This window comes from Streptomyces sp. NPDC089919, assembly GCF_040684615.1.
Taxonomy (GTDB): Bacteria; Actinomycetota; Actinomycetes; order Streptomycetales; family Streptomycetaceae; genus Streptomyces.
Window position 1 is genome coordinate 49,666 of the sequence record NZ_JBFBGK010000006.1, and the last position, 17,824, is coordinate 67,489.

Sequence of the window (17,824 nt, forward strand, 5' to 3'; positions counted from 1 at the left end):
GGCGCCCGGCCTCAGACCGCCGGCTCCAGGAGGCGGTCGCGGAGCCGGGGCAGCAGCGACGGGTCGACGCCGAGGTGCCCGGTGGCGTAGGCCTCGACCGAGCCGTACGTCGTGCGCAGGTCGGCGAGGAAGAGCCGGATGACCTCCTCCGGGGCCCGGCCGTAACCCGGCCAGCGCATGGTGCGGCCGGGGTTGGCGGCCTCCCAGTCGGCGAGCAGCCGTGCGGTGGCCAGCTCGGTGAGGGCGAAGTCCGCCGCCACCGTGTCCTGCGGCACCCCCAGGAGCAGCAGCACCAGCGCGGCCAGCAGTCCCGTGCGGTCCTTGCCCGAGGCGCAGTGGAAGACCTGGGGCCGCTCGCCGTCGGCGATCAGCTCCAGGGCCGTCCGCAACTCCACGGCCCCGTCCAGGGCCACCTCGGCGTACCGGTCGGCCAGGTACCGCCAGGGGTCGAGCTCCGGGTCGATCTCGGCCTGGTCGTACGGGCGGTGCTCGACGCTCAGATTGGCGTACGCGAAGGAATCCGACTCGGGGACCCGGCCCTTCGCGGCGATCTCCCAGGGGTAGCGCAGGTCGATGACGGTGCCGATGCCGAGCCCCAGGAACCGCTCCCAGTCCGCCCCGGCCAGCTTGGCCAGCGAGTCCGACCGGTACAGCCGCCCCCACCGCACGCTGCGCCCGTCCGCGGTCCGGTACCCGCCCAGATCACGGAAGTTGTGCAGCCGCTCGAACCCTATGTGTCTGATCATGGAGCCCACCCTAGGCTCCTGGGCGGCCGGCCCGGGAGGCCGGCGGGCGTGGTACGGGGCCATGGCGGCGGCCCGGACTGTGGGGGCCGGACACATAGGGGCCGGCTCCGGCCGGGCCTAGATTTCCGGTCCATGACGAACGCACCGAACTCCGGCCCGGGCCCGCTGGCCGACCGTACCGCCCTGGTCACCGGGGCCGGCCGCGGCATCGGACGGGCCTGCGCGCTCGCGCTGGCCGCGGCCGGCGCGCACGTGCACGTGGTCGACCTCGACGCGGCGGGTGCCCGGAGCACGGCCGAGGCCGTCGGCGGCACCCCGCACACGGCGGACCTCGCCGACCCGGCGGCGCTCGAGGCCCTGCCCGAACGGATCGACGTCCTCGTCAACAACGCCGGACTCCAGCACGTCGCGCCCCTGCACGCCTTCCCGCCCGAACGCTTCGCCCGGATCCAGCAGGTCATGGTGACCGCGCCGTTCCTGCTGATGCGGCGGGCGCTGCCGCACATGTACGCGCAGCAGTGGGGCCGGGTGGTGAACATCTCCAGCGTGCACGGGCTGCGCGCCAGCGCCTTCAAGTCCGCCTACGTCGCGGCCAAGCACGGCCTGGAGGGGCTGAGCAAGGTGCTCGCCGTCGAGGCCGCCCCGCACGGGGTCACCAGCAACTGCGTCAGCCCCGGCTACGTCCGCACGCCCCTGGTGGAGGGCCAGTTGCAGGACCAGGCCGCGGCCCACGGCCTGCCCGCCGAGGAGGTGCTGACCGAGGTCCTGCTCGCCCGCTCCCCGGTCAAGCGGCTGATCGAGCCGGAAGAGGTGGCCGCCGCGGTGCTGTGGCTGTGCGGCCCGGGCGCCCGGCACGTCACCGGCACCTCCCTGGCGCTGGACGGCGGCTGGACCGCGACCTGAGGCCGCACCGCGCATATCCGGTTGCCCGCCGGGACCGGGGCCCGTACCAATGGGGCCCATGATCGGACACACGGACACCGGCCCGGACGCGACGGCCGGGGCCGCCGCGGCGGTGCGCATCGGGGCGCTCGCGCCGCTGTCGCGACCCGGATGGGTGGCCGCAGGGCGGCAGTTGCTCGCGGGGATGGAGCTGGCCGCGGCGGAGGTCAACGCCGCCGGCGGGATCGGCGGCCGGCCGCTGGAGCTGCTGGTGCGCGACACCGCGGCCGATCCGGAGCGGGCCGCGCGGGCCGTGGCCGAGCTGGCCGCCCTGGGCGTGGCCGCGGTGGCGGGGGAGTACCACAGCGTCGTGGCGCGCGCCGTGGCCGGCCGGGCCGACGCCCTGGGCGTGCCGTTCCTCTGCTCCTCGGCGGTGCTCGACGCGCTCACCGACCGGCCCACGCCGTGGGTGGCGCGGCTGCCCCCGCCGCAGTCCGCCGGCTGGCGGACGTACGCCGAGTACCTGATCGGCGCCGGCCACCGCCGGATCGCCGTGGCCACCCAGCCCAGCGCCTACTGGGCGGCCGGCACCCGCATCCTGCGCGGCCGCCTGGAGGTCGTGGAGATCGACGCCGGCACGCTGGGCCCCGAGGCGGTCTGCGACGCGCTGGCCGCGTCCGGGGCCACTGCCCTGCTGGTGCTGGCCGGGCATCCGGAGCCGGCCGTACCACTGGTCCGGGTCGTCCGCCGGGACCCGCGGCTGGCCGGGACGCTCATCGGGGCGCCCGCCGGGCAGCCGGAGTTCGCCGAGTGGGCGGAGCTGCTGGGCGCCGAGGGGGCCGCGGTGCCCTTCCTGCGCTACCTGCCCGATCGGCTGGGCCCGCTCGGCAGCCGGGTCGAAGAGGCCCTGCGGGAGCGGCTGGCCGGGCCGCCGTCCTTCGTCGCCTTCGAGGGCTACGACACGGTCACCGTGCTCGCCGAGGTGCTGCGCACCCACGGCACCGACCGGGCCGCCGTGGCCGGTGCCTGGCCGCAGGTGGCCGTGGCCGGCACCCGCGGGCCGATCCGCTTCGGCCGCCCGCCCGGCAGCGCCGTCTGGCAGTGGGACCGGCCGCCCGTCCAGGTCGTGGACCGGGACCCGGCGCACCCCGACCGCTTCCGGGTCCTGCACACGGGCTGACCGGCCGGGGTGCGCCCGGACACGCCCTACCGGCGGATCGAGGCCAGGATCTCCCGGGCCCCCTGGCCCAGCAGTTCGGCCGCGAGGACGCCGCCCAGCTTCTCCGGCGAGTCGAGCGGGCCCGAGCCCGTCGCGGTGACCTGGCGGGATCCGTCCACGGCGGTGACCGCCGCCGACAGCAGCAGGTCGCCGTCGGGACCGAGCCGCCCCCAGGCCCCCACCGGTACCGAGCACCCGCCGTGCAGCTCCGCCAGCAGGGCCCGCTCGGCGCGCACGCAGGCGTCCGCCACCGGGTCGCCCAGGCCGGTCAGCAGCTCCTCGGCCCGGCTGCCCGCCCGGACCTGGATCCCCAGCGCCCCCTGCCCGGGGGAGGGCAGGAAGACGGCCGGGTCGAGCACCTGGCGCTCCCCCTCCGGCGGCAGCAGGCCCAGCCGGTCCAGCCCGGCGGCGGCCAGCAGCACGGCGTGGAACCCGCCGCGGCCGACGTGCCGCAACCGCGCCGGGACGTTGCCCCGGATCGGTACCACCTCCAGGTCCGGCCGCAGGTGCAGGAGCTGGGCGATGCGCCGCGGCGCGCCGGTGCCCACCCGGGCGCCCTCGGGCAGCTCCTCCAGGGTGGTGCCGCACAGGACGTCCCGGACGTCCGCGCGGGGGCCGGGCGTGGTCATCAGCCGGGTACCGGGGGCCACCGCGGTCGGCAGGTCCTTGAGCGAGTGCACGACCACGTCCACCCGGCCCTCGACCAGCGCCCGCTCCTGGTCGGAGGAGAAGGCCGAGCCGCCCGCCGTCTTCGCCACCTCGGCCAGGGTGGCCGTCAGCCGGTCCCGGTCGCCGCCCTCGGTCACCAGCAGGCGCTTGACCCGGACCCCGGGCAGCTGCGGGACGGCCTGTGCCAGCCACTCCCTGGCCTGCTGCTTCGCCAGTGCGCTGGCCCGCGACCCGACCGTGAGCACGTCCGTCATCTGCCCGTCAACTCCTCGCCAAGACGCGGCTGTTGTCGTGGATCCTACGGTCCCCGCACCTGCTCGGATTCCGACAGAGTGTCACCAAGCCGCCACCCCCGGGTGCTGCGGTCAGCAGCCGGGCGGGGTCCGGTGGGCCCAGGGCCGGGCCCGCTCGAGCTGTCCGGCCAGCCGGAACAGCTCCGCCTCGCCCCCGGGCCGGCCCAGGAAGTACCCGACGATCCAGGCCATGGCCGCCCCGTAGACCATCCCGATGGCCAGGCCCACCTCCGGCAGGAACGGTCCGCCGGCCGGCGCCGGGTACGGGTCTCCGGGCGCGGGCCCGGCGACCGCGTCCAGCAGGGCGGCCGAGTCCCGGACCCGGGCCAGGTCCCGCTCGGGACCGTCGGCCAGTTCCCGCGCCAGCGCGGCCGGCACCTCGGCGTGCAGCGCCGGAGCGCCGCCGTCCGCCAGTGCGGCCGCCGCCCGCTCCAGCAGGCCGACCAGCTCGTGCCGCGGGTCACCGCTGCGGATGCCGGCCCGGTGCAGTCCGAGCGCCGCGCCCGCCAGCAGCTCGGGATGGGCCCCGGCGGCCGCCGCGACCTCGGAGAACTCGCGGGCGGCCGCGTCCCTGGCCCCCGCGGCAGCTCCGCCCCGGCCAGGGCGAGCCGCCACCGCGGCCGGCCGGGGTCGGTGGCTTCGGTCAGCTGCACGGCCTGCCGCCACCAGCAGGCCTCGTCCTGGTACGCCAGCTCGGCGCGGGCCTCCTCGGCGGCCCGTACCGCGTGCTGCACCGCGGGTGCGGCCGGGCCGAAGGGCAGCGCCTGCGCGTGGTGCCAGGCCGGCTCGGCGGGCCGGCCGGTCCCCGCCAGGGCGCGCGCGGCCGCCAGGTGCGTACCGGCCCGCAGGTCCGGTGCCAGGCCGGCCACCAGCTCCTCGCGGAACAGGTCGTGGGCAGCGGTAGCCGGCCGGGCCGTCGGGGACCGCGATCCGCGCGGCCAGCGCGGGTGCCGGCAGGCCGGGGACCTCGGTGGCCGCCACCCCCGCGACGGCGGCCAGCGGCCCGGTGGTGCCGGCCCGGCCCAGCACCGCGGCGGTGCCCAGCAGGCGGGCCGTGCCGTCCGGCAGCCGGGCCAGCCGCCGGGCCACGGTCCGGCCGGCCACCACCGGGACGGCCCCGGCGTCGGCGCCCGCGGCGCGCAGCCGGGCGAGGCGGGGTCCGCATTGGAGGTCGTCGACCACGGCCACCAGGGGCCCGCCGTCGCGCAGCAGGGCCTCGGTGACCTCCTCGAAGAGGGCGAGCCGGGCGCCCGCCGCGGTGGTGGGGGAGGCGCCCGCCGCGGGCGGCTCCCCGGCCGCCGCCCCGCCGAGCGGCCCCGGGCCGCCGGTGACCGTACGGACGACCTGGAGCCAGGGCCTACCGCAGTCCGGGGGTCGAGGAGCCGGTGGCCGGGGACTCCGAGTCGCCGGCCGACTCGGAGGACGAGGCACTGGGGGAACTGCTCTGGCTCTCGCTCTCCGAGGCGCTGGGGCTGGCCGAGCTCTCCTCGCTCGCCGAGGTGCTCGGACTGGCGGACGTGGAGGGGTTGTTGCCGGCCGGCAGGTTGTACACGTGGTCGGGGGTGAGGACTTGGGTGATGGCCTCGCCGAACAGCGTGCTCGGCTCGTAGACGCCGTCCACCAGGATGTCGGTGTTGAGCATCACCACGACCGTGGCGTCCGCCTCCGGCAGGTACATCGAGATGGTCTCGTACCCCGGCAGTGAGCCGTTGTGGCCGATCCAGCCCTGGACGTCGAAGATGCCCAGTCCGTAGCCCGCGCCCGGGATCGAGGTCGGCGGGGTCTCCAGCCGCTGCTTCTGGGTGGCCTCGCTGATCAGCCGCTTGCCGTCGGGCAGCACGCCGGTCGCCATCACCTTGGCCCAGGTGTGCAGGTCGTCCAGGTTGGAGATCATCGCGCCGGCCGCCCAGCCCCAGGAGGGGTTCCAGTCGGCCGAGTCCTCGACCTTGCCGCTCTCCGTCTGGTTCGTGTAGCCCTGCGCGTGCGGGTCGGGGAAGGCCGCGTCGGTCGGGAAGATGGTGTGGTCCATGCCGGCCGGCTTGGCGACGTCGTCGCGGATGACGTCCTGGAGCGGCCGCCCGGTCAGCTTCTCGACGACCAGGCCGAGCAGGATCAGGTTGGTGTTGCAGTAGTCGAAGCGCTCGCCGGGCTGGAACTGCACCGGGTGCTTGAAGGCGTAGTCCAGCAGCTGCTGCGGGGTGAACGGCCGGTCGGGGTTGCCGAAGAAGGCCTTCTGGAAGCCCGGGTCGAAGGTGTAGCTGTACAGGCCGCTGCGCATGTCGGCGAGGTGCCGGATCGAGATCTTGTCGCCGTTGGGCACGCCGGGGATGTACTTCGAGATCGGGTCGTCCAGCCCGATCTTCTTCTGGTCGACGAGTTCGAGCAGCGCGGTGACGGTGAAGGTCTTGGTCAGGCTGCCGATGCGGGTGTAGAAGTCCGCCTCCATCGGCTTCCCGGAGGGACCGGTGGTGGTACCGGGCGCCTTGTCGGACACCCCGAAGGTCTTGACGTACTCGCCCTTGCCGGGAGACCAGACGCCCACGATCGCGCCCGGGGCCTTGGTGCGGGTCATCGCTCCCTCGATGGCGCGGTCCAGCTCGGCCGCCACGTCGGACGACAGCTGCGGGAACCCGGAGTCGTCGGCGCTCTGCGAGGCCGACACCGAGGGGGACGGGGTATCCGCGGCGAACGCCGCCTGCGCCGACACCGGTCCGACCAGCAGCCCGGCTGTCGCCAGGGCCGCCAAGGTACGGCGCGATCGCCTGTTCCAGCAGCTCACGGCAGGTCTCCTCCCGCCAGGGGTCAGGAATCCACCCACCACCCTAGGCACGGCGGGGCCGCCCCCGCGCGCCGAGCGCGGGGAGGTTGCGCTTTCAACCGGACAGGGCTTCGGTGACCAGTCGGCTGGCGAAGTCGTGGTCCCCGGTGATGCGGTTGATGTGCTCGGCGAGCAGCAGCGCCGTGGCCTCCAGCGGGTTCATCTCCTCGCGGGTCCACTTGCCGAACTGCCGGCGCCACAGGTTGGGGCTCAGGCCGGTGGCGGCGGCGACGACCATGCCGGTCATGGTGGGGATGGTCTCGGGGCGGATGCTCCGGGTCATCATCCGCAGCGAGCCCACGAAGCCCGGCACGACGTACTCGATGACGTCCTTGTCGTGCTCCTCGTAGGCCATCCGCAGCCACTGGGCGAAGAGGTAGACGAGCGTGCACGCCCCGTCGAGCAGGGCGTCGGCCTCGGCCGGGCTCAGCGAGGCGGCGAACTGGTCGCTCAGCCGCTGCTGTTCGGGGTCGGTCTCGTCCTGGGCGGCGTACAGCGCCCGCAGCCGGGAGTCGATCAGCATCAGGGCCCCGTCCACGTCGCCGGCGGGGGCGTGCTCGGGGTCGCAGGGCGAAGACACAGGGGCTTCCTCGGCGGTCGCGGGCGAGCTGGCCGCTTCGACGGTAGCCCGCCGCGGCCGCCGCGGTCCCCCGAACGCCCGCAGAGGGGCCGGTACTTCACCCTTCGGCGGTCCCGGGCGAGGGGGCCGCTCCGGACGGGCCGGAGCGGCCGCCACCGGCCTCAGAAGTTGATCATGTGTCCGGCGATGCCGTGGATCGCCTCCTTGACGGCCTCGCCCAGGGTGGGGTGCGCGTGGACGTTGCGGGCCACCTCGTGGACCGTCAGGTCCCACTGCTGCGCCAGGGTCAGCTCCGGCAGCAGCTCGGTGACGTCCGGGCCGATCAGGTGGGCGCCGATGATCTCGCCGTACTTCGCGTCGGCGACGATCTTCACGAAGCCGGTGGCGTCGCCCAGGCCGTGCGCCTTGCCGTTCGCCGTGAAGGGGAACTTGGCGACCTTGACGTCGAAGCCCTTCTCGCGGGCCTGCGCCTCGGTCCAGCCGAAGCTGGCGATCTGCGGCTGGCAGTAGGTGGCGCGCGGGATCATCGGGTAGTCGAGCTCCATCGTCTCGGCGTCCGCGATGGTCTCGGCGGCCACCACACCCATCGCCTCGGCGGTGTGCGCGAGCATCAGCTTCGCGGTCACGTCGCCGATGGCGTACAGGTTCGGGACCGAGGTGCGGCAGCGGCCGTCCACCTCGATGGCACCCCGCTCGGTCAGCCGTACGCCGGTGTTCTCCAGGCCGTACCCGGTGACGTTCGGCGCGAAGCCGATGGCCTGCAGGACCTTGTCGGCCGCCAGGACCTTCTGGACGCCGTCCTTGCCCGTGACGGTGACCTGCACCTGCGCGCCGGACTCGTCGATCGACTCCACCCGGGTCGAGGTGAGCACGTCGATGCCGAGCTTGCGGTACTGCTTGGCCAGCTCCTTGGAGACGTCCTCGTCCTCGAGCGGGGCGATCCGGTCCAGGAACTCGACGATGGTGACCTTCACGCCGTAGTTGTGCAGCACGTACGCGAACTCGATGCCGATCGCACCGGCACCGGCGATCACGATCGACTGCGGCACGCCCTCGGCGAGGATCTGCTCCTCGTACGTGACCACGCGCTCGCTGCGGGCGGTGCCCGGCAGCAGCCGCGGGGTGGCGCCGGTGGCGATGATGCAGGAGTCGAAGGAGATCGTCTCGACGCCGCCGTCGGCCGCCGCGACCTGGAGGGTGTTCGCGTCGAGGAAGGTGCCCCGGCCGTCGAACTCGGTGATGCCGTTCTTCTTCATCAGGTAGTGGACGCCCTTGACGCGGCCGTCGGCGACCGTGCGGCTGCGGCGGAAGGCCTCGCCGTAGTCGAAGGAGACGGTGCCGTCGACCTTGATGCCGAAGGTCTTCGCCTCGTGCGTGAAGAGGTGGGCGAGCTCGGCGTTGCGCAGCAGCGCCTTGGTCGGGATGCAGCCGACGTTGAGGCAGACCCCGCCCCAGTACTTCTCCTCGACGACCGCGACCCGCTTGCCCAGCTGGGCGGCGCGGATGGCGGCCACGTACCCGCCGGGACCCGCGCCCAGCACGACGACGTCGAAACGGTTGCTGCTGCTCATCATCATTCCTTTGCGTTGGAGGCGACTCGGTACGCGTCAGGCGGGCGTCCCTCGGGTGCGCCAGACGGCCAGGGTAGCCAGAGAGCCGATCATGCTCGGGGAACGGGGTGCCGGAGGCAGCCGCTAGGGTGGCGCGATCAGGACGTGTGCGGAGGGGCGCAGGATGAACAACGGGGCAGCAGCCGGGTACTTCCAGCCACTCGAGGCGGACGACCCGCCGATGGTGGCCGGTTATCGCATCGCCGCCCGGCTCGGATCCGGCGGCATGGGCAAGGTCTACCTCTCGCACACGCCGGGCGGCCGTCCGGTGGCCATCAAGCTGATCCGCCCGGAGTTCGCCGAGGACCCGGAGTTCCGGCGCCGCTTCAAGCAGGAGGTGACCTCCGCGCAGCGGGTCCAGGGGCTGTTCACCGCTCCGGTGATCGACGCCGACGCGGACGGCCCGGTGCCCTGGCTCGCCACGGCGTACGTCCCCGGGCCCACGGTCGCGGCGGCCGTCGCCGAGCACGGCGCGCTGCCCGCCCGGACGGTCCTGATGCTGGTGGCCGGGATCGCCGAAGCCCTCCAGGTCATCCACGGGGCGGGCATCGTGCACCGGGACCTCAAGCCGTCCAACGTCCTGCTGGCCGCCGACGGACCCCGGGTCATCGACTTCGGCATCGCCCGGGCCGCCGACGCCACCTCCCTGACGGCCAGCGGGGTGGCGATCGGCACGCCGTCCTTCATGGCGCCCGAGCAGGCCGCGGGGGGCCGCATCGGCCCGGCCACCGACGTGTTCGCGCTGGGCCAGGTCGCCGCGTACGCCGCCCAGGGCGTGCCGGCGTACGGCGAGGGCCCCTCGCACGGCGTGCTCTACCGGATCGTGCACGAGCAGCCGGACCTGTCGGGCCTGCCCGCGGAGCTGCGGCCGCTGGTGGAGCGCTGCCTGGTGAAGGAGCCGGCGGAGCGCGCCGCGCTGACCGAGGTGCTGGAGCTGTGCCGGGCGGCCGCCGACCAGACGCAGCTGCGGCGGCCGGAGGACTGGCTGCCGAGCGGGGTGGCGGCGGGCATCACCTCGCGGCACGACGTGGTCCCGGGGCCGGTGGCGGCCCCGGGCGGGTACCTGCCGACGGTGGCGGGGGCCGCGGCGCCTCCGCTGCCGGCGGCGGCGCCCACCGCGGGCGTCGCCGGCGCCGGGCCGGCCCCGGTCCTCGCCCCGCCGCAGCCGGCCGGGCCGCCGACCCCGGCGGCCGGAGCGCCCACCCGGGCCGTCGCGCCCGCGCAGCCGACCGCGCCCGCGCAGCCGACGGCACCCGCGCAGCCGACGGTCCCGCCGCGGACCGGTGCGGCGCAGCAGCCGACCCCGCCGCCGGGCGCGCCGGGCTACCCGTCGTTCGCGGCGTCCCAGCCGACCGCGCCGGGCCACGCCGCCGTCCCCGGCACGCCGCCGCCCGGGGCCCCGGGGGCGGGCGGCCCACAGCACCCGGCCTACGGCGCGACGTACCACACGCCCTACCCGTCCTCGGCCACTTACCAAGCCCCGGTGACCGCACCGCAGTTCGCCCTCCCGCCGCACGCCCGGCCGCACCCGCAGGCGCAGCCGAAGAGCCGGCGCACCGCGGTCGTGCTCGGGGCCGTGCTCGGCTCGCTGCTGCTCCTGGCCGGCGGCTGCGCGCTGGTCGTCAACACCCTCGGCAAGGACCAGGACAAGCAGCGCGGCACCGCGAGCGGCGACTCCTCCTCGCGTGGCGGCGGTTCCGGGGCCCAGAGCGGCGGCACGAGCAGCGCCCGGCCGCGCACCGACCCCAAGCCCGCCACCTACACGGGCTTCGAGTTCCCGGCCGGGTACCACATCAAGCTCGGGGACGACCCGCTCACCCCGCGCGACTCGAACTACGACGACCTCTACCTGTCCTGCGGCGGCACGTCCACGGGCTGCACCTTCGGCTCGTACAACACCAAGCTGATACTGCTGGATGCGGCCGAGAAGGGCTCCCTCAAGACCTGCCGCGAGGTCACCCGCTACACCACCCAGATCGCGGTGGAGACCCTGTCCAAGGGCGCCGAGATCTGCCTGCGCACCAAGACGGGCAACGTCGCCCTGGCCGTGTTCCAGGGCATGTCCGGCCAGGACGACCCCAGCGAACACGCCACCCTCGACGTCACCGTCTGGCGCGGCGCCGTCGCCCCCGAAGAGAACTGACCCGCGCCGCGGCCGGCGGGGACCCGAAGAGGACCGCCACCGGCCCGGGGCCGACGGGGCCGCCCGCCCGGGGAACCGGACGGGCGCCCCGCCGGCCTCAGCCGGTCGTGGTCTCCGCCGCGGCCGGGGTGCGGCGGCCCGGGCGGCGGTGCAGCTGGGCGAGGTGGACCACCACCGTTGCGTAGAAGCGGTCGACGGCCTCGTCGATGCTGCGGATGAAGCCCGACTCGGTGTTCCCGCGCGCCCCGCCCATGCCCTTGAACAGCGACAGGCGGAAGCCGGTGACGGGCGCGCCGTCCTTCGGCAGCAGGTCGCCGGGCTCCGGACGCAGCCGCTCCAGCGTGCCGCGCGGGCCGTTGCGGGCCTCGACCAGCGTCTCGACGTGCAGGTCGGCCGGCGCCTCGGCGAGGGCCCGGACCAGCCGCTTGACGGCGGTCAGGGGATAGCCGCCCTCGGGCGCCGGTACGTCCATGGAGGTACGGAGCTTGCCGGTCCGCAGGTCGGCGACCAGCCCGAGCACCCCGGGCGAACCGTCCACCCGGATCTCGCTGGACAGCCGGCCCTCCGCGCACAGCACGTCCGCCGCCTCCGCCCGCCGCGACTGCGGGTCGCTGCCCCGGCGGGCCCGCTGCACCGGCAGCGCCTTCTGGCCGAGCTCGCCGCCGAGCCGCAGGCAGACCTGGCGCACCAGCCGCTCCCAGCTCTCCACCACCTCCACCGCGCGCCCGTCCCCGGCACACAGCGTCTCGCCCTCGATACCGGTGCGCACCGGGACCCAGGAGGGCCCCATGTTCTGGAATCCGTGGCAGCCGGAGTTCTCGTGCTGCAGGTAGTGCAGGAGCTCCTGGAGCAGCCAGGCGTGCGCGGCGTTGCCCACGCCCTCGTGCCGGATGAGGAGTTGAGCGTGGTGCGCGACCTCCGCCCAGGACAGGTGCCACAGGCCGACCTTGTGCTTGCGCCGGCCGTCGAGCTTGACGGTGACCAGCGGGGCGCCGTCGAGGGCCACGTCGTTGGAGAGGGTGATGACCGCCTCGTATCCGCGCCGGGCGGCGATGTCCATGTAGTCCTGGACCTGCTCGTCCTTCAGCGGGTTGCCGTTGGTCTTGGTCTCCACCAGGGCGGTCCACAGCTTCCCGGCCCGCTCGACCCGGATCACCCCGTCCGGCCGCCGGGGGCTCTCGCCGTGCGGCAGCGAGACCTCGGTGAAGGTCTGCATGCGGCCGGCGGGGGCGCCGAAGCCGGCCGTCAGCCGGCGGCCGAACTCCGGCACCTCGGCCATGACGGAGAGCAGCACGGAGGTGGCGCGCGCCTCCCGCTCCCGGTCGCTCTTGGCGTTGGGCACCGGGAAGAGGCGGGCCGGCCGCCAGCTGTCGTTCTCCGCCAGGGACTTCTTCGGCGCCCGCGGGACGGTGATCTTCTTCTTGGCCGTCCGCACCGCGCGCGGGCGGGGCGGTGCGGGTGCCTCGTCCACCGGTCCGGCCTGGGCGGGGACCAGGGGGAGGGCGGCCGCGGCCGGGCCCGGGGCGCCGGCGGCGGTGCCGTCCGGCGCCCCGGCGGCTACCTCCTCGCCGTCACCGTCGCCGTCGCCGTCACCCTCGGCGTCGTCGATCGCGATGCCGAAGTCGGTGGCGAGCCCGCCGAGTCCGGATTCGTACCCCTGGCCCACCGCCCGGAACTTCCACTCCTCCGCGCGCCGGTAGAGCTCACCGAAGATGAACGCCGTCTCCACGCCCGCGTCCGGGATCGAGAAGCCGAGCAGCGGCTCGCCCGAGCCCTCGGACAGGGTCAGCCGCAGGTCGGCGAGGTCCCCGAAGCGCGCCCCGCCGTACCGGCTGGCCGCGACGACGATCCGCGCCACGCCCGGTGCGACGGCGCTGAGGTCCAGACTGATGCGGTCCTCGCTGCCGTCGGGGGTGGGCGTCTTGCCGAGGAGCTGGACGCTGCCGTCCTTCGCCGCGGGGTGGTTGTAGAAGTAGAAGTCGCCGTCGTCGCGGACCTTGCCGTTGTCGTCGAGCAGGATCACCGAGACGTCGGCGTCGCCGTCCCCCGCGGCGCTGCTCCAGCTGAGGCTGACGACCACCGCGCCGGGCTGCTCGGTGAGCGCCGAGAGCGAGGCGTTGGCCCCCTTGGGCATTTCGTGCATGTGGAATCCCCCCGGACCCGCGGCCGCCCGGGGTCGCCTCCCCGGCTGCCGTGTCCAGTCGTTCGGTTCGTGCTGTGACGTGACACACGTTTGTGGCCAGTGAGTGAACCGTAACTGTCCGCATCGGTGGGGCGGGAGGGTGCTTTTCGGCCAGCGCCGGGCGGGTCAGGGGCGGTAGCGGAGGGGGGCGGCGGGGGTTCCGGCGCCCCGGCCCTGCCTGCGGTCCCGGGCCGGCCCCGGCCTAGACTCCGGCCGTGGACAACACCTTCCGCTGCACCCAGTGCGGCACCGTCGGCCTGGAGCCCGGCTTCGTCGAGGACGCCGGCCAGGGCTCCCGCGGCTTCGCCCGCTGGATCGCCGGCGCCCTCGAACGGGGCCCCTTCGGCGGCGCCCGCCGGGCCGGCCGGCCCACCTGGCAGATCGACGCCTTCCGCTGCCCGGCCTGCGCCCATCTGGAACTCTTCGCCGGCACCCGGGCCTGATCCGGCCCGGAGGGGTTACGCGTCCAGCAGGCCCGGCACGGGCCGGGGGCGGCCATCGGCGTCGACGGCCACGAAGGTCAGCCGGGCGGTGGCCACCTCGGTCGGGGGAGTGGTGGCGTTCCAGCGTTCGGCGGTGACGCGGACGGCCACCGCCATCGACGTCCGGCCGGCGCTCTCGAGCACGGCGTGGACCGTGAGCAGGTCCCCCGCGCGCGCCGGGGCGATGAACGTCATCCGGTCGACGGAGACCGTCACGGCCGGGCCGTCGGCGTGCCGGCCCGCCGACGCCGCCGCCGCGTCGTCGATGAGCTTCATGACGACGCCGCCGTGGATGGTGCCGTAGAGGTTGGTGTCGTGCTCGCTCATGATGTGGGCGAGGGTCACGCGGGATTGCGCCGGCGCCTTGTGGGCCCGGGTGCCTGCGGTGGTGTCCGTGGTCACGGAACTCTCCTTCGCGAGTCGTGGTCCGACCCGGCGGCCGGCCGTGGATGCGAGGGAGCGGCGGACCCGTCGGGCCCGCTGCCGCCGGTCCGCCCACGAGACCGCCGAGTCTCCGTACGCGTACCTCGCGCACGGGCAGCGGGCAGGTCTTCGGACTCGCGGGCGCGTCCGCGTACGCGCCGGGCGTACGCGGGCATCTACTGGCCGTCGCTTCCCAGGACCGGTGGTCCCAGTGCGTGTGACGGCGGTCGTTCCCGCTCACCGCTGCGGGGCAGTCCCGGATTCCCACCGGGTTCCCTCTTACGACGCCCCGCTGCGCGCTCCCGCGCCGTTCGGGCCACGGGAAGGCAGGGGGCGAACCAGCTGCCCCCTCACCCTAGGCCAGGGTCCGGGGCCGTCGGGCCGGGGGGCGCCGCGGGGCCCCCGGGCAGGGCCCGGGCCGCGTCCCAGATCGCGAGGAAGGTGATCCGCAGGCAGGCCGCCAGGGCGGGGTGCTCGATGTAGAGGGCGGTGGTGGTGCCGGTGTCCGCCACCGGGTCGGGCATGTCGCACAGCACCTGGGACGCGTCGGCGACCACGAGCTTGAGGGGGAGCGCGGGGGCGAACCGGGACTCCTCGCCGGCCTCGGCGAACCGCCGTACGTTCTCCAGGACTTCGGCGTCGTCCAGGGCGTCGCGGGTGTAGACCGCCCGGGCCGTGCCGCCGTCCCGGCGCAGTCTGCGGACGGCGGCGATGCCCTCGTTGTTGGCCGTCGGGGCGACGAACGGCGGCTTGCAGAGGCTCAGGAGTTCCCGGCCGGCCTGTTCCTGGAGGCCCGCGAAGCGTTCCGCGATCGCGCGGGGGTCGCGCAGCACCTCGATGTAGTCGAGCGGGTCCGAGAGCGCCCGGCCGTCGGCCCAGACCGGGGACAGGGCCCGGGCCAGGGCGGTGGAGGCCTGGTCCAGCCGTTCCAGGGACTCGCGTTGACGGGTCATCAGCCGGGCCAGCGCCAGCTCCGGCGCCACCGCGCTGAAGGCGGTGACCCGGCCCGGGCGCGGTACCGCGAGCTGCCGCCGGACCAGGGAGTCGAGCACGTCGTAGACGCGCTGGCGGGGGACCTGCGCGGCGCGCGCCGCCTCGGCGGCGCTGTAGGACTCCCGCCGGACCAGGGCGAGGTAGACCCGCGCCTCGTAGCGCGAAAGCCCCAGGCCCATCAGGTCGTTGACCGTGCTGTCGTCCAACTCCATGGAAAGAAAGGTATACGCGCCGCACACCGAACCAGAGCCAAGCCTTTGCCTCGGCACGGGTGTCCCCATGACCGGATCCTCCCTACCTTCAGCGGTGAGTCACCACTGGACGTGGTGACAGCTGGCACCGTCCGTGCACCTCGCCGTCCCGTGTCCTTCCGCCAGGCCGACGCGCCCCGGTTTATGTGTCATGGCCCTGTCATGCCTGGAGTTCCCCGACACGGCATTCACCCCCCATGGAGGGCAGTTCCTTGCGCAACGCCCTGTCCCAGCGCGCCGGCCGCACCGTCCGCCGCGGCGCGACCGCCTTACTCTCGGCGGCGGCCCTGATGTCCGGCGGGATGCTCGCGTCCGCCGGCCCGGCCGCCGCGTCACCCGCCCCCGCTCCCGCCGCCGTCACGGCCGCCGCCACCACCGGCGCCACCGCGGTGCACACCCGCAGACTCTGCTCGGAGCCGGCCCGCGCCGGGCGGATGGCCTGCCTGGCCCTGGCCCGTACCGACCTCCAGCAGCACCCGAGCCTGGCCCCGGGCATCCTGCCCTCCGGCTACGGCCCGGCCGACCTCCAGGGCGCGTACGCGCTGCCGGCCTCCGCGGGGGCCGGCGCGACCGTGGCGATCATCGACGCCTACGACGACCCCAAGGCCGAGTCCGACCTGGCCGCCTACCGCACCCAGTACGGCCTGCCGGCCTGCACCACGGCCAACGGCTGCTTCCGCAAGGCCGACCAGAACGGCGGCACCAGCTACCCGACCGCCGACGCCGGCTGGGCCGGTGAGATCTCCCTCGACCTGGACATGGTCAGCGCCGTCTGCCCGCAGTGCCACATCCTGCTCGTCGAGGCGAACCAGCCGTCCATGGAAGACCTCGGCGCCGCGGTGAACCGCGCCGTGACCATGGGCGCCAAGTACGTCTCCAACAGCTACGGCGGTGGCGAGGACTCGACCGACCCGTCCTCCGACGCGTCGTACTTCAACCACCCCGGCGTGGCCATCACCGTCAGCTCCGGCGACAGCGGCTACGGGGTCGAGTACCCCGCGGCCTCCCAGTACGTCACCTCGGTCGGCGGCACCTCGCTCAGCCGGGCCGGCGGCACGACCCGCGGCTGGACCGAGAGCGTCTGGGGCACCAGCGCCGGCGGTGAGGGCGCGGGCTCGGGCTGCTCGGCGTACACCGCCAAGCCGGCCTGGCAGACCGACACCGGCTGCGGCAAGCGGACCGTGGCGGACGTCTCCGCGGTCGCCGACCCGGCCACCGGCCTCGCGGTCTACGACAGCTACCAGGCCAGCGGCTGGAACGTCTACGGCGGCACCAGCGCCTCGGCGCCCATCGTGGCCGCCGTGTACGCCCTGGCCGGCACCCCGGCCGCCGGCTCGTACCCGTCGTCCTTCCCGTACGCCCACACGGGCGCGCTCAACGACGTGACCAGCGGCGCCAACGGCTCCTGCGGCAGCAGCTACCTGTGCACCGCGAAGACCGGCTACGACGGCCCGACCGGCCTCGGCACGCCCAAGGGCGCCACCGCCTTCGCCGGCGGCACCACCGGCGGGAACACCGTCACCGTCACCAACCCCGGCAACCGGTCCACCACCGTCGGCACGGCCGCCTCCCTGCAGGTCCAGGCCTCCGACTCGGACAGCGGGCAGCACCTGACGTACAGCGCCACCGGCCTGCCGCCCGGCCTGTCCATCGACCCGGCCACCGGCCTGATCACCGGTACGCCGACCACCGCGGGCACGTACGACGTCACGGTCAGCGCCAAGGACACCACCGGCGCGAGCGCCAGCGCCTCCTTCACCTGGACCGTCACCCCCACCGGTGGCTGCACCGTGACCCAACTCCTGGGCAACCAGGGCTTCGAGACCGGGACCGCCCCCTGGACCGCCACCGCCGGCGTGATCGACAGCAGCGCCAATGAGCCTGCGCACAGCGGCAGTTGGAAGGCCTGGATGGACGGCTACGGCACCACCCACACCGACACGCTCGCCCAGACGGTGACCATCCCCGCCAACTGCCACGCCACGCTCACCTACTGGCTGCACATCGACACCGCGGAGACCACCGGCACGGTCTCCTACGACAAGCTCACCGTCCAGGCCAACGCCACCACGGTGGCGGGCTACTCCAACCTGAACAAGGCCTCCGGCTACGCCCAGAAGACCGTCGACCTGTCCGCCTTCGCCGGCCAGACCGTGACCCTCAAGTTCACCGCCACCGAAGACTCCAGCCTCCAGACCTCCTTCGTCCTCGACGACACCACCCTCACCACCGGCTGACCCCCGACGCGGGCCCCGTCACCGACGGGGCCCCGCTGAGCGCCGCCCTTCCGCGAGGCCACGGAGGGGCGGCGACGGCGTTCGGTGACCGTCCCCGGGCACGCCGTATAACCGGCCTTCCGGTTGACTCGTCACGTACCGGCCCTCAAGGGAGGTCTCGGCCAGGAGTAGGGCACATACCGGGCAACCTTCATGGTGCATCTATCTTTTACGTTCACTTCCGGACCAACGTTGACGTGTCAGAGCACCGGTCCGACGCACGCAGGACCGTGCTCCGCCTCTTCGCGCGCCGGAAG

14 protein-coding genes and 1 riboswitch are annotated in these 17,824 nt (G+C 74.7%); of the genes, 5 read left to right on the forward strand and 9 right to left on the reverse strand.

The genetic code is table 11. The features are described from left to right. Positions 1–11: 11 nt before the first annotated feature. Positions 12–746, reverse strand: a complete 735-nt coding sequence (locus tag AB0O40_RS04530; RefSeq protein ID WP_365035541.1) for a tyrosine-protein phosphatase — start codon at positions 744–746, stop codon at positions 12–14. Positions 747–878: 132 nt separating this feature from the next. Between AB0O40_RS04530 and AB0O40_RS04535 the strand changes: the two genes are divergently transcribed. Both AB0O40_RS04535 and AB0O40_RS04540 read left to right on the forward strand, forming a co-directional pair. Beyond that, on the forward strand, positions 879–1,649 hold the full coding sequence (locus AB0O40_RS04535) for a 3-hydroxybutyrate dehydrogenase (RefSeq protein WP_365035543.1): 771 nt from the start codon (positions 879–881) through the stop codon (positions 1,647–1,649). A gap of 58 nt (positions 1,650–1,707) precedes the next feature. Continuing rightward, positions 1,708–2,808, forward strand: coding sequence for an ABC transporter substrate-binding protein (locus AB0O40_RS04540; RefSeq protein WP_365035545.1), 1,101 nt, complete (start codon positions 1,708–1,710; stop codon positions 2,806–2,808). A gap of 26 nt (positions 2,809–2,834) precedes the next feature. Here the strand turns inward: AB0O40_RS04540 and hemC are convergent, their stop codons facing one another. From hemC to lpdA, 5 genes are all read right to left on the reverse strand, one after another. After that, entirely contained in the window at positions 2,835–3,770 is a 936-nt protein-coding gene (gene hemC, locus AB0O40_RS04545; RefSeq protein WP_365035547.1) for a hydroxymethylbilane synthase, read from the reverse strand. A 111-nt stretch (positions 3,771–3,881) separates the two neighbouring features. Next, positions 3,882–4,424 carry a hypothetical protein gene (locus tag AB0O40_RS04550; RefSeq protein WP_365035549.1) on the reverse strand — a complete coding sequence of 181 codons (543 nt, stop codon included), beginning with the start codon at positions 4,422–4,424 and terminating at the stop codon, positions 3,882–3,884. A gap of 742 nt (positions 4,425–5,166) precedes the next feature. Then, positions 5,167–6,588, reverse strand: a complete 1,422-nt coding sequence (locus AB0O40_RS04555) for a serine hydrolase domain-containing protein (RefSeq protein ID WP_365035551.1) — start codon at positions 6,586–6,588, stop codon at positions 5,167–5,169. A gap of 94 nt (positions 6,589–6,682) precedes the next feature. Continuing rightward, positions 6,683–7,207, reverse strand: coding sequence for a hypothetical protein (locus AB0O40_RS04560; RefSeq protein WP_365035553.1), 525 nt, complete (start codon positions 7,205–7,207; stop codon positions 6,683–6,685). Between the two features lie 161 nt (positions 7,208–7,368). Beyond that, entirely contained in the window at positions 7,369–8,778 is a 1,410-nt protein-coding gene (gene lpdA / locus AB0O40_RS04565) for a dihydrolipoyl dehydrogenase (RefSeq protein ID WP_365035555.1), read from the reverse strand. A gap of 163 nt (positions 8,779–8,941) precedes the next feature. Between lpdA and AB0O40_RS04570 the strand changes: the two genes are divergently transcribed. Beyond that, positions 8,942–10,960, forward strand: coding sequence for a protein kinase (locus tag AB0O40_RS04570; protein WP_365035557.1), 2,019 nt, complete (start codon positions 8,942–8,944; stop codon positions 10,958–10,960). A 97-nt stretch (positions 10,961–11,057) separates the two neighbouring features. On the opposite strand, the gene AB0O40_RS04575 is transcribed toward AB0O40_RS04570, so the two are convergent. After that, entirely contained in the window at positions 11,058–13,103 is a 2,046-nt protein-coding gene (locus AB0O40_RS04575) for a TerD family protein (RefSeq protein ID WP_365035559.1), read from the reverse strand. Between the two features lie 254 nt (positions 13,104–13,357). Between AB0O40_RS04575 and AB0O40_RS04580 the strand changes: the two genes are divergently transcribed. Further along, the gene (locus AB0O40_RS04580; protein WP_365035561.1) at positions 13,358–13,585 is read left to right on the forward strand and encodes a hypothetical protein; all 228 of its coding nucleotides are present in this window, start codon (positions 13,358–13,360) and stop codon (positions 13,583–13,585) included. A gap of 15 nt (positions 13,586–13,600) precedes the next feature. Here the strand turns inward: AB0O40_RS04580 and AB0O40_RS04585 are convergent, their stop codons facing one another. Together AB0O40_RS04585 and AB0O40_RS04590 are read right to left on the reverse strand one after the other, a co-directional pair. Further along, a complete protein-coding gene (locus AB0O40_RS04585; protein WP_365035563.1) occupies positions 13,601–14,026 on the reverse strand; it encodes an acyl-CoA thioesterase in 426 nt (141 codons plus the stop codon). 144 nt (positions 14,027–14,170) lie between these two features. Further along, a riboswitch (cobalamin riboswitch) is annotated at positions 14,171–14,329 on the reverse strand. Positions 14,330–14,397: 68 nt separating this feature from the next. Continuing rightward, positions 14,398–15,252: a helix-turn-helix domain-containing protein gene (locus AB0O40_RS04590; protein ID WP_365035565.1), complete on the reverse strand. Its 855-nt coding sequence runs from the start codon at positions 15,250–15,252 to the stop codon at positions 14,398–14,400. A gap of 236 nt (positions 15,253–15,488) precedes the next feature. Between AB0O40_RS04590 and AB0O40_RS04595 the strand changes: the two genes are divergently transcribed. Next, positions 15,489–17,528, forward strand: a complete 2,040-nt coding sequence (locus AB0O40_RS04595) for a putative Ig domain-containing protein (protein WP_365035567.1) — start codon at positions 15,489–15,491, stop codon at positions 17,526–17,528. Positions 17,529–17,824: the final 296 nt, after the last annotated feature.

Coding starts and splice junctions, on each gene's coding strand:
- AB0O40_RS04530 (WP_365035541.1), bottom strand. CDS start 746: ATGATCAGACACATAGGGTTCGAGCGGCTGCACAACTTCCGTGATCTG.
- AB0O40_RS04535 (WP_365035543.1), top strand. CDS start 879: ATGACGAACGCACCGAACTCCGGCCCGGGCCCGCTGGCCGACCGTACC.
- AB0O40_RS04540 (WP_365035545.1), top strand. CDS start 1,708: ATGATCGGACACACGGACACCGGCCCGGACGCGACGGCCGGGGCCGCC.
- hemC (WP_365035547.1), bottom strand. CDS start 3,770: ATGACGGACGTGCTCACGGTCGGGTCGCGGGCCAGCGCACTGGCGAAG.
- lpdA (WP_365035555.1), bottom strand. CDS start 8,778: ATGAGCAGCAGCAACCGTTTCGACGTCGTCGTGCTGGGCGCGGGTCCC.
- AB0O40_RS04570 (WP_365035557.1), top strand. CDS start 8,942: ATGAACAACGGGGCAGCAGCCGGGTACTTCCAGCCACTCGAGGCGGAC.
- AB0O40_RS04575 (WP_365035559.1), bottom strand. CDS start 13,103: ATGCACGAAATGCCCAAGGGGGCCAACGCCTCGCTCTCGGCGCTCACC.
- AB0O40_RS04590 (WP_365035565.1), bottom strand. CDS start 15,252: ATGGAGTTGGACGACAGCACGGTCAACGACCTGATGGGCCTGGGGCTT.
- AB0O40_RS04595 (WP_365035567.1), top strand. CDS start 15,489: ATGGAGGGCAGTTCCTTGCGCAACGCCCTGTCCCAGCGCGCCGGCCGC.